The sequence below is a fragment of the Ralstonia sp. 1B3 genome (assembly GCF_036631435.1).
Window position 1 is genome coordinate 25,188 of sequence record NZ_JAPNUG010000028.1, and the last position, 14,297, is coordinate 39,484.

The window sequence follows — 14,297 nt, forward strand, 5'->3', positions numbered from 1 at the left end:
TCGCCCGCTAGGGGCTTCGCAGCGGCGTGGAACCACGCGTCACGAGCCGCCCCGTCAACAGCACGCGGCGCGTCGGCAAGGTGGGTTGCGCGAGGCGCTCCTGCAGCATCGCCATCGCCATCCGGCCGATGTCGTACACCGGCTGCTCAATCACGGTGATGCCCGGGCCGGCGAGTTCCGTCCAGGGCTCGTTGTCGAAGCCCGCCACAGCGATGTCACGCGGTACGTCGAGCGACAGCCGCCGCAACGCACGCAGCACGCCGAGCAGCGATTGCGCGTTACTCGCGACCAGCGCGTCGGGGCGATCAGGTTCCGCGCCGGACAGCCACGCCAGCGTCTCGGCCTCCGCGGCCTCGGCGGTCGGCAGGATGAAGCGTGCCTCGGCGGTGATGCCGTGGCGTGCCAGCGCCGTCGCGAATCCGGCCTGACGCTCAGCGCCCGTGCTGCTCGTCCGCCCGAACAGGCCGCCGATACGCCGGTACCCCTGCGCGGCGAGGTGCTCGGCCAGCGCTTGCGCCGCCTGCTGGTTGTCGAGCACGACGGCATCGGTGCCGCATGTCGGGCCGGCACGGTCGATCAGCACGACCGGGTAGCCAAGGTCCACGGGTTGCTGCGCTTCGGCAATGCCGCGCGTCGGCGAGAGGATCACGCCAGTCACGCGCTCCTCTTCCATCAGGCGCAGGTACATCGCCTCCTTCTCCGGGTCTTCGTCGGAATTGCAGAGGATGACGCGCAGGCCAGCCGCGTAGGCCGCGTCTTCCACCGCCCGGCTGACGCTGGTGAAGAACGGATTGCGGATGTCGGAGACGATCAGCCCGACGGTCTGGGCCTGCTGCGAGCGCAGCCGCCGCGCCGACAGGTTCGGCCGATACCCGGACGCCGCCACCGCCGCATCGACGCGCCGGCGCAGTTCCGCGCTCACGGGGCCGCCGGCGAGCGCGCGCGACACGGTTGCCACCGACACCCCCGCCGCCGCTGCCACGTCCTTGATTCGAACCGTCATGCTGAAATCGTTTCCATTGAAATCGTCATCATATCCAATGACCGCATCGTCACCAACGCCTCGGTCGCCTAGGGAAAACCCCGTAAATACCGGAATAGACGTCACTTTGTGTGGCATCGCACATTGACACTCCAACTGTAATCGATTTCAATTCGCGATCATCGACGACACGCATGCCGGGCCTTGGAGCACGGCAGCCGCAGGAGACCCCGCCGCATGGCCACCGCCCTGATCTGCGCCGAACGCATCCGTCTGCAGCAACACGCCACCGACAAGGAAAGCGCCATCCGCGCCGCCGGCCAATTGCTGGCCGACGCCGGCTGCATCGACCCGGCCTATATCGACAGCCTTCTGCGCCGCGAGACCGTGGCCAACACGTTTCTCGGCCACGGCGTCGCCATTCCGCACGGCATGGGCGAGGACCGTCACCTGATCCGCCAGACCGGCATTGCGGTTCTGCAGTTTCCGGATGGACTGGAATGGCACCCGGGCCAGACGACGCACCTCGTGTTTGCCATCGCCGCGCAGTCGGACGAGCACATCACGCTGCTGCGCCGGCTGACGCGGCTGCTGAATGACGACACGCGCCTGCGGCAGCTCTTCACTACGCAGAATGCTGAAGAGCTTGTTGCCGCCCTCTCCAGCGACGCGCCCGCGCCCGCCGCCGGCACACCAGGCACCGACCTCGCCGAGCAACGCAACTTGACGCTGGAATACCCGAGCGGCCTGCACGCCCGTCCGGCCGCGCAGTGGGTGGAAACCGCGCGTCGCTTTGCCGCGCGGGTGCAAGTCCGCCATGGCGACGAAACCGCCGATGCAAAGAATCTCGTGGCGTTGCTGCAATTGGGGCTGGCGGCCGGCGCCAAGCTCATCGTTTCTGCGGAAGGCCCGGACGCCGGCATGGCGCTGGACGCCCTGCAACGAACCATCCGCGGCCTGACGGCGCAGGAACGCGCCCAGGCGGCGCGCGACACGCAGGCGGCCCGCACGCGCCAGACCGCGCACGGCTGGCAAGCCGACACGGCGCTGCCCGCCATCGGCGGCATTGCGGCGAGCCCCGGCTTGGCGATCGGCCCCATCCACGTTTTGCAGCACGGCGCGTCGACCGTGCCCGATCACCCCGTCGCACTGACCACCGGCGGCGATCTGCTGGACGAGGCGCTGGCCAGCACGCGCGCCGACCTGCAAGCGCTGGCACGCGACACCGCCGCCCGTCTGGGCGAAGCCGAAGCGGGCATCTTCAAGGCGCAGGCCGAACTGCTGGGCGACACCGATCTCATGACGCTGACGTGCCAGGCGATGGTCGAAGGCCACGGCGTGGCGTGGTCGTGGCATCAGGCCGTCGAGCGCTTGGCCGAGCGGCTGGGCGCGCTCGGTAATCCGCTGCTGGCCGCGCGCGCGGCCGACCTGCGCGACGTGGGACGACGCGTGCTCGGCCATATCGATCCGTCGCTGCGCAGTGCGGCGCAAACGCTGCCCGACACGCCCTGCATCCTGGTGGCGGCGGACCTGTCGCCTTCGGATACGGCGGCGCTGGATACGCGACGCATCATCGGCATCGTCACGGCGCAAGGCGGTCCGACCTCGCACACGGCCATCCTGACGCGCACGCTGGGCATCCCGGCCGTCGTGGCCGCCGGCCCGGCCGTGCTCGATGTGGCGACGGGCACCCAGGCCATCATCGACGGCACGGGCGGCCGTCTGGTGCTCGATCCCGATGACGCCAGCATCGCGAGCGCCCGCGCGTGGCTGCAGGAAGACGCCGCGCGCACGCAGCGTGAGGAGGCCGAGCGAGGCCTGCCCGCGCGCACGCGTGACGGCCACACGGTAGAGATCGCCGCCAACGTCAACCTGCCCGCCCAGGCGGTCGAAGCGCTCACGCTCGGCGCGGAAGGCGTGGGCCTGATGCGCACCGAATTCCTGTTCCTCGAACGCGACCACACGCCCGACGAAGACACGCAATACGCCGTCTACGCCGACATGCTCAAAGCCCTTGGCGGCCGCCCGTTGATCGTGCGCACACTGGACATCGGCGGCGACAAGCAGGTCCCGCATCTGAACCTGCCCACGGAAGAGAACCCGTTCCTGGGCGTGCGCGGTGCGCGCCTGCTGTTGCGCCGCCCCGACCTCATGGAGCCGCAACTGCGCGCGCTCTATCGGGCCGCCCGCGATGCCGGAAATACCGGCGATAGCGCGGCGCTGTCGATCATGTTCCCGATGATCACGTCATTGGAGGAGGTGACCGCCCTGCGCGCCGCCTGCGAACGCATCCGCGCAGAACTCGACGCGCCGTCGCTGCCGCTGGGCATCATGGTGGAGGTGCCGGCCGCCGCACTGTTGGCTGACCGCCTGGCCGAGCACGTCGACTTCTTCTCCATCGGGACCAACGACCTCACGCAATACACGCTGGCGATCGACCGCCAGCATCCCGACCTCGCCGCCGAGGCCGACAGCCTGCACCCGAGCGTGCTGCGTCTGATTCAGCAGACGGTGCAAGGCGCCGCGCGCCACGGGCGCTGGGTCGGCGTATGCGGCGGGCTGGCCGGAGACCCGTTCGGCGCGCTGCTGCTGACAGGGCTTGGCGTGCACGAGTTGTCGATGAGCCCGCGCGATATTGCGCCGGTCAAGGCGCGGTTGCGCGAGGCGCACCTCCGCGCGCTTTCGCAGCTCGCAGAACGCGCGCTGGCCTGCGCTTCCGCCCAGGAGGTGCGCGCCCTGGAAACCGGCTTCCCGATGCAGGCCGGTGGTGAGGAGAAGGCCGCATGAGCCGCCCGTCGCGCATCGTCACCGTCACGCTCAACCCGGCCATCGACATGACCGTCGGGCTGGAGCGCCTCGAACGCGGCCGCGTCAACATCGGCCGCAGCGTCACGCAACAAGCCGGCGGCAAGGGCGTCAACGTCGCTGCCTGCCTCGCCGACTGGCAGGTGCCCGTAATCGCCACGGGGCTCCTCGGCGACGCCAATGCCGAACTGTTCGAGGCGCTGTTTGCGCGCAAGGGCGTGGTCGACGGCTTCTGCCGCGTGCCCGGCACCAATCGCACCAACATCAAGATCAGCGACCAGGCAGACGGGCAGACCACCGACATCAATCTGCCCGGCATTGACGCCACGCCCGCAGACTTCGACGCGCTGTGCGAACGCATTGACGCGCTCTCCGACATTGCGGGCGCGGCGCTGTGCGGCAGTCTGGCCGGTGGCTTGCCGCCGGATGCCTACGTGACATTGCTGGCGCGGCTTAACCGCCGCGGCGTACCGACCTTGGTCGACACGAGCGGCGCCCCGCTCGCCCAGGTCCTGGCTGCACCACGCGACGCGCTGCCGACGGCCATCAAGCCCAATCGGCACGAACTGGAACTGTGGGCGGGGACATCGCTGCCGACGCTGGCTGAAACGGTGGACCTGGCACGCGCCATCCACGCGCGTGGCGTGAAGCAGGTCATCGTCTCGCTCGGCGAGGACGGCGCGCTGTTCGTCACGGCAGACGGCACGTGGCAAGCGAGCCTGCCACCGGTGCGCGCCGCCAGTACCGTCGGCGCGGGTGACGCCATGGTGGCCGGCGTGCTGGCCGGTTGGCATGCCGGTGCCGGCATGGAAGAGACCGTGCGCCTTTCGGTGGCCTTTGCCGCATGCAAGCTGCAGCGTCTGGGGCCGCACCTCCCCGCCCCTGGCGAAGTGCGCGAATGCGCCGCCGCCGTCCAGATGCAGCGCGTGGCCTGACGCCCCGACCATCGCATCGCCACACGCTCAACGCATTCAAGGAGCCGATCATGGCAAACCTGCTGGCAATTCTCGGTGCGGACGGCCGCACCACCCGCGCGATGCTCGCCGGCGCGGCCCTGCGCCACGCGGCGCGCGAATCCGGCTGCAAGCTCGACGTCGACGTGCGCGGCCCGGAGACGGCCTCGGTCGTCGACACGGCGGCGCTGGCCACCGCCGAGGCCGTCGTCTGGGCGGGCCTGTCGCCCGATGCGGCCGCTCGTCACGCCAATCCGCGCACGCTGGAAGTCACGCTCGACGAGGTGTTGGCCGACGCGCAGGCGGTGCTGGCCCGCGTGATGCAGAACACCTCACCCGCGCCGGAATCGGGTGTGCAAGCTCGGCGCATTGTCGCCATCACGTCGTGCCCGACCGGCATCGCGCACACCTTCATGGCCGCCGAGGCGCTCACGCAGGCCGCCGGCGCGCTCGGTCACACGATCCACGTGGAGACGCAGGGCTCGGTTGGCGCACAGAACACGCTGTCGGCCGACGCCATTGCAAGTGCGGATCTCGTGCTGATCGCCGCAGATACGCAGGTGGACCTGTCGCGCTTTGCCGGCAAGCGCGTCTTCCGCGCCGGCACCAAAGCTGCCATCCATGACGGGCAGGCGCTGATCCGCCGCGCCTTCGACGAGGCCTCCGTAGAAAGCTCCGGGGCGGCGCAATCGACGCTCACCGCGGCCGCCGCTGCAGAACAACAACGCACCGGCCCGTACAAGCACCTGATGACCGGCGTGTCATTCATGCTGCCCTTCGTGGTGGCGGGGGGCATCCTGATTGCGCTGGCGTTTGCCCTCGGCGGCATCTACGTGACGGACGCCTCGGCCAGTCACACGCTGGGCGGCGCGCTGTTCCAGATCGGGGCCAAGTCGGCGTTTGCCTTGATGGTGCCCGTGCTCGCCGGATACATCGCGTATTCGATCGCCAGCCGGCCGGGCATCGCACCGGGGATGGTCGGAGGCATGCTGGCCGCGAGCCTGGGGGCCGGGTTTCTTGGCGGCATCGTCGCCGGGTTCGTCGCTGGCTATGGCACCGAGGCGCTCAACCGTTGGCTGAAGCTGCCGCGCAACCTGGAAGGGCTGAAACCGGTGCTGATCCTCCCCGTGCTCGGCTGCCTGCTGACGGGCCTGGTGATGCTGTATGTGGTCGGCGCGCCGGTTGCCGCGCTGCTCGCGTCGCTCACGACGTGGCTGCGTGGCATGCAAGGCGCCAATGCGGTCCCGCTGGGCGCTCTGCTGGGCGGCATGATGGCGTTCGACATGGGCGGCCCCATCAACAAGGCGGCGTATGCCTTCAGCACCGGGCTGATCGGCGCGCAGGTCTACACGCCCATGGCAGCCACGATGGCCGCGGGCATGACGCCGCCGCTGGGCATCGCGCTGGCGGCATGGCTGTTCCCGTCGCGGTTCACGCCAGACGAACGCCAGGCGGCCCGCGCCACCGCCGTGCTCGGCCTCGCCTTCATCAGCGAGGGGGCGATCCCGTATGCCGCGCGCGACCCGTTCCGCGTAATTCCCGCGCTCGTGGCGGGCTCAGCGTGCGCGGGTGCCATGTCGATGCTGTTCGGGGTGGAACTGCGCGTGCCGCACGGCGGGGCCTTCGTGCTGCCGATCCCGAATGCGGTGACGCACCTGGGCGGCTACGTGGCGGCGCTGGTTGCCGGCACCGTCGTCACCGCCGTGCTGCTGGCGGTGATGAAGCGACGGGTGGCCGAAGGCGCCTGAAATGCCCCCATGTGAAGGAAAGCGAGCACATCGCGCGCCTTCTCTGTCTCAAAAAGGCTCAAAAGCGACGCAACCCGCCCGATTCTGTTTGCCTCCCCTGCCCGTTTAGCTATGATGCCGGGCAAATCAACTCTCGGGGAGAGCAATGCAATCTCGCAGAATCACCGGGCTGCTGGCCATGTTCGCAGCGGGCATCGTCGGCATGGCTTCCGGCGGCGCGCACGCCGAGACGGGCGTAACCAACGACGCAATCATCGTCGGCCAATCCGCGCCGATGAGTGGCCCGGCGGCACAGCTCGGTCAGCAGATGAACCGCGGCGCCCAGCTTTACTTCAACGCCGTCAATGCAGCAGGCGGCGTCAACGGTCGCAAGATCGAGCTGAAGGTGCTCGACGATTTCTACGAACCCGATGCCACAGCCCGCAACACCAAGACGCTCATCGAAGACACCAAGGTGTTCGCGCTGTTCGGCTACGTCGGTACGCCGACCAGCCTGGCGGCGCTGAAGATCGCCAATCCGGCGGGCGTGCCTTTCTTTGCGCCGTACTCCGGCGCCTCGGCGCTGCGCGAGCCGTTCGCGCGCAATGTGTTCCACGTGCGCGCCAGCTACAACGATGAAACCGCCGCCATCGTCCAGCAGATCCACACCACGGGCCTCAAGCGCATTGCCGTGGTCTATAACGACGACGCCTACGGCAAGGCGGGCCTCGACGGTATTCAGCGCGCACTCAAATTGCCGGCAAACCAGGGAGTGACGCTCGTGGCGCAAGCCAGCGTCGTCCGGAATACGACCGACGTGAAGAGTTCGATTGCCACCGTGCTGGCGCAAAAGCCGGACGCGGTTGTCGTCATCAGCGCGTACCAGACCGTGGCCGCCCTCGTGAAGGGCGCGCAAGACCAGGGCTATGCGGGCCAGTTCTACAACGTGTCGTTTGTCGGCACCAAGGCGCTGGCCAATGCACTCGGCAAGGCTGGTGGCGGCGTGATCATCTCTCAAGTGATGCCGTATCCGTATAGCGGTGCATCGCCCGTCGTGCGCGATTACCAAAAGCTGCTCAAATCGGATGGCATTACCGATTTCGACTACGGCAGCATCGAGGGCTACGTCGCTGCGCGCGTCTTTGTCGAAGGTCTCAAGCGCGCCGGCCGCGACCTGACGCGCGAGAAGTTCATCGGGGCGCTGGAGTCGATGGGCAACTACGACGTGGGCGGCTTCAACGTGAACTTCTCGCCGTCCAACCACGTGGGCTCCAAGTTCGTTGAGATGACGATCATCAACTCGAACGGCCAAGTGATCCGCTGATCTCACATCGCCGCAAAGAAAGCCGGGCCAAGTGCCCGGTTTTTTCGTTCACGCCGGCTGCAACTGCGGCTGCCGTTGCGCGAGCCGCCGCATGAAGGCTTCGCACTGCGCGATCTGCGCGAGTTCGATGTACTCGTTCGGCTTGTGCGCCTGCTCGATATTGCCCGGACCGCACACCACGGTCGGAATGCCAGCGCGCGAGAACAATCCCGCTTCCGTCCCATAGTCGACCTTGCCGACCATGCCCCGGCTATCGGCCAACGCTTGCGCCAGCGACACCAGCTGGTGCGACGGCGCAATCGACAGGCCGGGCGTGTTGGCCTTCATGGCGAAGCTGATGTCAGCGTCGGCGGAAACTTCACGCATTTGCGGCAGCAGCGTCTGCCGCGCATAGCGTTCGACTTCGCCGAAGAGCCAATCCGGATCGGTGCCCGGCAGATAGCGGAAATCGAAGGTGAACTCGCAATCGCGCGGCACCACGTTGGTAGCAATACCGCCCTTGATCGTGCCCGTGTTCAACGTCGTATGCGGCACGACAAAGGCGACATCGCGCGCCTCTTCTGCCGCCAGACGCGCGGCCAGCGATCGGATATGCGCGATCAGCAGTGCCGAAAACTCGATCGCATTCACGCCCTGCGGTGTCAGTGCCGAATGCGCTTCCTTGCCGCGCACGCAGCATCGATATTCGCGCTTGCCCTTGTGCGCAATGATGGCGCGCATCGACGTAGGCTCTCCGACAATGCAACCGGCCGGCCGAATGCCGCTGGCCTCCAGATCACGCAGCAGGCTGCGCACGCCCACACAGCCGATCTCTTCGTCGTACGACAGCGAGAGATGGAAGCTGGCGTCGCCCTCCGCCGCCATGAACGCGGGCACGTTGGCGAGCGCCACGGCAATGAAGCTCTTCATGTCGGCCGTGCCGCGCCCGTATAGGCGGCCGTCGCGGATCTGCGCGTCGAACGGGTTCGTATCCCACGGTTGGCCATCGACGGGCACCACATCGGTATGCCCCGACAGCACGAGCCCCGGTTTTCGGCCCGGCGACAGCGTCGCAAACAGATTCGCCTTACCCCCCGTCGCGTCATACGTGAGCCGGCATTCCGCCCCCTGTGCGCGCAAGCGATCGCGCACCCATTCGATCAATCCGAGGTTCGAATTGCGGCTGACTGTATCGAACGCCACCAGCGTGCGAATCAATTGCAGAACTTCGTCGGAAGGTTGCGATGCGGCAGCGATAACGTCAGCGGACATGATGGGCTCTGTTCGGTCACGTGGTGCTTAGAGAACCGCGACGGGAAGCTGGGAAGGTGGCGCGGTCGACTGGCGAAGCTCCAGTGTAGGCGTTTCGGCGGTTCGGCTCCTGCTGTAAGCGAAACCGCACAGGCCATGGCGTGAAGAATCCATACAAGACTGCATGGACGGATCGAGCAATTGGTTGATGGCGGGCCGGAAATCGCCCTTCGGCGTATCATCGAACGTGGTTCCGAACTTTCAGCCAGAACGCGAGCATCCCATGAAGCTGATCCCAGAAATCCAAGCCGCGCAGCCCGAGATCCAGGCGCTGCGACGCGACATCCACGCGCATCCCGAACTCTGCTTCGAAGAGCAACGCACCTCCGATCTGGTCGCCGCCAAGCTTGCCGAATGGGGCATCGAAGTACATCGCGGCCTGGGTAAGACCGGGCTGGTCGGCGTTATCCGTAACGGTGAGGGCAAGAGCATCGGCCTGCGCGCCGATATGGATGCGTTACCGCTCGCCGAGGCCAACCAGTTCGAGCATCGCTCCAAGCACGACGGCAAGATGCACGCGTGCGGCCATGACGGCCACACGGCAATGCTGCTCGGCGCGGCGCATTACTTGTCCAAGCACCGCAATTTCAGCGGTACCGTGAACCTGATCTTCCAGCCCGCCGAAGAAGGCGGCGGCGGCGCACGCGAGATGATCAAGGACGGCCTGTTCGATCGATTCCCATGCGACGCCGTCTTCGGCCTGCACAACTGGCCGGGCGTTCCGGTCGGCGCATTCGGGACGCGGGCCGGCGCATTGATGGCGTCGAGCAACGAATTCCGCATCACGATCAAAGGCAAGGGGCGCACGCAGCGCTACCGCACAACGGCAACGACCCGGTGTTTGTCGGCGCTCAGGTGGTCTCGGCGCTGCAAGGCATCATCACGCGCAACAAACGCCCGATCGACACCGCGGTCCTCTCCGTCACTCAGTTCCATGCCGGCGATGCGACCAACATCATCCCGAACGAAGCCTGGATCGGCGGCACGGTACGCACCTTCTCCACAGAAGTCCTCGACCTGATCGAGCGCCGCATGGAAGAAGTCTCTAAGGGCATCGCCGCCGCATACGATTGCACGGTCGACTTCGTCTTCCACCGCAACTATCCGCCGACCGTGAACACGGAAACTGAAACGCAGTTCGCGGCAGCAGTCATGCGTGAGCTCGTCGGGGCGGATAACGTGGAAGCCAATATCGATCCGACCATGGGCGCCGAAGATTTCTCGTTCATGCTGATCGAGAGACCGGGCTGCTTCGCCTTCATCGGCAATGGCGATGGTGATCACCGCGAGCAAGGCCACGGTCTGGGGCCATGCATGCTGCACAATCCAAGCTACGATTTCAATGACGAGTTGCTGCCGCTGGGCGCAACATACTGGGTTCGCCTCGCCGAGAAATTCTTGGCACGTAGCTAGTCAGTCGCTCGCATCAGCGCAAAAGCCTCCGAATGGAGGCTTTTTTTGTTTTGACGAGGCCGGCCACAGGGGGCATTGCTGCTGCGCCGAGCTCGACGGGTGTGAATGTATTTGGGATGGCGTATGGGAACGGTGGGATCCAAAGACAAACACCCCAGCTCAGTAGTAGAGCTGGGGTGTTGTATGGGGAGAGCCTGGCGATGACCTACTTTCACACGGGAATCCGCACTATCATCGGCGCGGAGTCGTTTCACGGTCCTGTTCGGGATGGGAAGGGGTGGTACCGACTCGCTATGGTCACCAGGCTATGACTTGTTGCGTCGCTGACTTGGTGTCAACGGCGCCAATATGGGAATGTAGTAGGGGTTGTGCTTAGTTTGTATCAGGCACAAGGCAGACCCAGCCGGAAACATACCGGTTATAGGATCAAGCCGCACGGGCAATTAGTACTGGTTAGCTGAACGCATTACTGCGCTTCCACACCCAGCCTATCAACGTCCTGGTCTCGAACGACCCTTCAGGGAGATCAAGTCTCCAGGGAATCCTCATCTTCAGGCAAGTTTCCCGCTTAGATGCTTTCAGCGGTTATCTCTTCCGTACATAGCTACCCTGCGATGCCTCTGGCGAGACAACAGGTACACCAGCGGTACGTCCACTCCGGTCCTCTCGTACTAGGAGCAGCCCCCGTCAAGATTCCAACGCCCACGGCAGATAGGGACCAAACTGTCTCACGACGTTTTAAACCCAGCTCACGTACCTCTTTAAATGGCGAACAGCCATACCCTTGGGACCGGCTACAGCCCCAGGATGAGATGAGCCGACATCGAGGTGCCAAACACCGCCGTCGATATGAACTCTTGGGCGGTATCAGCCTGTTATCCCCAGAGTACCTTTTATCCGTTGAGCGATGGCCCTTCCATACAGAACCACCGGATCACTATGTCCTGCTTTCGCACCTGCTCGACTTGTCGGTCTCGCAGTTAAGCACGCTTTTGCCATTGCACTTTAGGTACGATGTCCGACCGTACCAAGCGTACCTTCGAACTCCTCCGTTACACTTTGGGAGGAGACCGCCCCAGTCAAACTGCCTACCATGCACTGTCCCCGACCCGGATTCACGGGCCAAGGTTAGAACCTCAAACAAACCAGGGTGGTATTTCAAGGACGGCTCCACCGAAACTAGCGTCCCGGTTTCAAAGCCTCCCACCTATCCTACACAGATCGGTTCAAAGTCCAATGCAAAGCTACAGTAAAGGTTCATGGGGTCTTTCCGTCTAGCCGCGGGGAGATTGCATCATCACAAACACTTCAACTTCGCTGAGTCTCGGGAGGAGACAGTGTGGCCATCGTTACGCCATTCGTGCAGGTCGGAACTTACCCGACAAGGAATTTCGCTACCTTAGGACCGTTATAGTTACGGCCGCCGTTTACCGGGACTTCAATCAAGAGCTTGCACCCCATCATTTAATCTTCCGGCACCGGGCAGGCGTCACACCCTATACGTCCACTTTCGTGTTTGCAGAGTGCTGTGTTTTTATTAAACAGTCGCAGCCACCATTTTATTGCAACCCCTTCGTCCTTCTGGCGCGAGCCAGTCAAACTACAAGGGCGTACCTTATCCCGAAGTTACGGTACCAATTTGCCGAGTTCCTTCTCCCGAGTTCTCTCAAGCGCCTTAGAATACTCATCTCGCCCACCTGTGTCGGTTTGCGGTACGGTCTCGTATGACTGAAGCTTAGAGGCTTTTCTTGGAACCACTTCCAATTGCTTCGCGACCTAAAGTCGCTCGCCCCACACCCTTGAATCACGCACCCGGATTTGCCTAAGTGCCATCTCCAATGCAGGGACCGGGACATCCAACACCCGGACAACCTTCCGCGATCCGTCCCCCCATCGCATCATACGACGGTGCAGGAATATTAACCTGCTTCCCATCAGCTACGCATCTCTGCCTCGCCTTAGGGGCCGACTCACCCTACGCCGATGAACGTTGCGTAGGAAACCTTGGGCTTACGGCGAGGGGGCCTTTCACCCCTTTATCGCTACTCATGTCAGCATTCGCACTTCTGATACCTCCAGCATCCTTTACAAGACACCTTCACAGGCTTACAGAACGCTCTCCTACCATGCACTTACGTGCATCCGCAGCTTCGGTATATTGCTTAGCCCCGTTACATCTTCCGCGCAGGACGACTCGATCAGTGAGCTATTACGCTTTCTTTAAAGGGTGGCTGCTTCTAAGCCAACCTCCTGACTGTTTTAGCCTTCCCACTTCGTTTCCCACTTAGCAATATTTAGGGACCTTAGCTGGCGGTCTGGGTTGTTTCCCTCTTGACACCGGACGTTAGCACCCGATGTCTGTCTCCCGTGATTGCACTCTTCGGTATTCGGAGTTTGCTATGGCGGGGTAATCAGCAATAGACCCCCCAACCATGACAGTGCTCTACCCCCGAAGGTGAGACACGAGGCACTACCTAAATAGTTTTCGGAGAGAACCAGCTATTTCCAAGTTTGTTTAGCCTTTCACCCCTATCCACAGCTCATCCCCTAACTTTTCAACGTTAGTGGGTTCGGTCCTCCAGTACGTGTTACCGCACCTTCAACCTGGCCATGGATAGATCACTTGGTTTCGGGTCTACACCCAGCGACTGAACGCCCTATTCGGACTCGCTTTCGCTACGCCTTCCCTAATCGGTTAAGCTTGCCACTGAATGTAAGTCGCTGACCCATTATACAAAAGGTACGCCGTCACCCGTTTCCAGGCTCCGACTGTTTGTATGCATGCGGTTTCAGGATCTATTTCACTCCCCTCCCGGGGTTCTTTTCGCCTTTCCCTCACGGTACTGGTTCACTATCGGTCGATTACGAGTATTTAGCCTTGGAGGATGGTCCCCCCATCTTCAGACAGGATTTCACGTGTCCCGCCCTACTTGTCGTACACCTAGTTCCACAATACTGTTTTCGCATACGGGGCTATCACCCACTATGGCCGGACTTTCCATTCCGCTTTGCTAACAATACTGCTAAAGAGTACAAGGCTGATCCCATTTCGCTCGCCACTACTTTGGGAATCTCGGTTGATTTCTGTTCCTGCAGCTACTTAGATGTTTCAGTTCACTGCGTTCGCTTCTGTTACCTATGTATTCAGTAACAGATGACCCATGCGGGCCGGGTTTCCCCATTCGGATATCTGCGGATCAAAGCTCGTTTGCCAGCTCCCCGCAGCTTTTCGCAGGCTACTACGTCCTTCATCGCCTGTAATCGCCAAGGCATCCACCACATGCACTTATTCGCTTGACCCTATAACGAGTATGTCTCGCTATAGGCTGAGTTCTCGCGTTGTGCCGTATTCCAAGACAATCTTTCGATTGCTCTGGTAATACTGGTTGATACAATCACAACCCAGTGTCGCGTTTTAAATGTGCGCCTCATCAACGCACCGCGACACCTTTACTACATTCCATATTGTTAAAGAACAGCCGAACTTTTACGCTCGTCTTGGCTAGGCCAAACGCAAACACCATCGACTCAGCGTCGATGCTTGCGTTTGGTAACCAACAGGTAATGGTGGAGGATGACGGGATCGAACCGACGACCCCCTGCTTGCAAAGCAGGTGCTCTCCCAGCTGAGCTAATCCCCCAGTCACGGCAGAGAACAACTTCCACCGTCCGTAACTTGGTGGGTCTGGTAGGACTTGAACCTACGACCCCCGCCTTATCAAGACGGTGCTCTAACCACCTGAGCTACAGACCCTTGGCTGTAACATCAAACAAACCGATAAGTGTGGACGCCTAACGTCGGA

At 63.2% G+C, this 14,297-nt stretch carries 6 protein-coding genes, 2 tRNA genes, 2 rRNA genes and 1 pseudogene; 5 read left to right on the top strand and 6 right to left on the bottom strand.

Going from position 1 to position 14,297, the window contains the following annotated elements; genetic code table 11:
• Window positions 1–7: 7 nt before the first annotated feature.
• Window positions 8–1,003 (bottom strand): LacI family DNA-binding transcriptional regulator, encoded by a 996-nt coding sequence (locus tag OWR21_RS08300; protein WP_147213826.1) that lies wholly within the window; start codon window positions 1,001–1,003, stop codon window positions 8–10.
• 216 nt (window positions 1,004–1,219) lie between these two features.
• Here OWR21_RS08300 and ptsP point away from each other — a divergent pair, with 216 nt between their 5' ends.
• The 4 genes from ptsP (at window position 1,220) to OWR21_RS08320 (ending at window position 7,791) form a co-directional block, all read left to right on the top strand.
• Window positions 1,220–3,769: a phosphoenolpyruvate--protein phosphotransferase gene (ptsP, locus tag OWR21_RS08305; protein WP_332394984.1), complete on the top strand. Its 2,550-nt coding sequence runs from the start codon at window positions 1,220–1,222 to the stop codon at window positions 3,767–3,769.
• Window positions 3,766–4,722 (top strand): 1-phosphofructokinase, encoded by a 957-nt coding sequence (gene pfkB / locus OWR21_RS08310; RefSeq protein WP_332394985.1) that lies wholly within the window; start codon window positions 3,766–3,768, stop codon window positions 4,720–4,722. Before ptsP ends, pfkB begins: the two co-directional genes overlap by 4 nt.
• Before the next feature lie 50 nt (window positions 4,723–4,772).
• Window positions 4,773–6,488, top strand: a complete 1,716-nt coding sequence (locus OWR21_RS08315) for a PTS fructose transporter subunit IIC (RefSeq protein WP_332394986.1) — start codon at window positions 4,773–4,775, stop codon at window positions 6,486–6,488.
• Between the two features lie 145 nt (window positions 6,489–6,633).
• Entirely contained in the window at window positions 6,634–7,791 is a 1,158-nt protein-coding gene (locus tag OWR21_RS08320) for an ABC transporter substrate-binding protein (RefSeq protein WP_147213829.1), read from the top strand.
• Window positions 7,792–7,839: 48 nt separating this feature from the next.
• Here OWR21_RS08320 and argE read toward each other — a convergent pair whose 3' ends face one another.
• Window positions 7,840–9,042: an acetylornithine deacetylase gene (gene argE, locus OWR21_RS08325; protein ID WP_332394987.1), complete on the bottom strand. Its 1,203-nt coding sequence runs from the start codon at window positions 9,040–9,042 to the stop codon at window positions 7,840–7,842.
• 262 nt (window positions 9,043–9,304) lie between these two features.
• Between argE and OWR21_RS08330 the strand changes: the two are divergent.
• Window positions 9,305–10,494 (top strand): annotated as a pseudogene (locus tag OWR21_RS08330) (M20 aminoacylase family protein).
• A 192-nt stretch (window positions 10,495–10,686) separates the two neighbouring features.
• Here OWR21_RS08330 and rrf read toward each other — a convergent pair.
• The 4 genes from rrf to OWR21_RS08350 form a co-directional block, all read right to left on the bottom strand.
• Window positions 10,687–10,799, bottom strand: a 5S ribosomal RNA gene (gene rrf / locus OWR21_RS08335).
• A gap of 117 nt (window positions 10,800–10,916) precedes the next feature.
• Window positions 10,917–13,794: ribosomal RNA gene (locus OWR21_RS08340) — 23S ribosomal RNA — on the bottom strand.
• A gap of 265 nt (window positions 13,795–14,059) precedes the next feature.
• Window positions 14,060–14,135 (bottom strand) — tRNA-Ala (locus tag OWR21_RS08345).
• A gap of 36 nt (window positions 14,136–14,171) precedes the next feature.
• Window positions 14,172–14,248, bottom strand: a tRNA-Ile gene (locus OWR21_RS08350).
• Window positions 14,249–14,297: the final 49 nt, after the last annotated feature.

What these genes read in the sequence shown, in the direction of transcription:
- OWR21_RS08300 (WP_147213826.1), bottom strand. Translation starts at nt 1,003, where the DNA reads ATGACGGTTCGAATCAAGGACGTGGCAGCGGCGGCGGGGGTGTCGGTG.
- ptsP (WP_332394984.1), top strand. Translation starts at nt 1,220, where the DNA reads ATGGCCACCGCCCTGATCTGCGCCGAACGCATCCGTCTGCAGCAACAC.
- pfkB (WP_332394985.1), top strand. Translation starts at nt 3,766, where the DNA reads ATGAGCCGCCCGTCGCGCATCGTCACCGTCACGCTCAACCCGGCCATC.
- OWR21_RS08315 (WP_332394986.1), top strand. Translation starts at nt 4,773, where the DNA reads ATGGCAAACCTGCTGGCAATTCTCGGTGCGGACGGCCGCACCACCCGC.
- OWR21_RS08320 (WP_147213829.1), top strand. Translation starts at nt 6,634, where the DNA reads ATGCAATCTCGCAGAATCACCGGGCTGCTGGCCATGTTCGCAGCGGGC.
- argE (WP_332394987.1), bottom strand. Translation starts at nt 9,042, where the DNA reads ATGTCCGCTGACGTTATCGCTGCCGCATCGCAACCTTCCGACGAAGTT.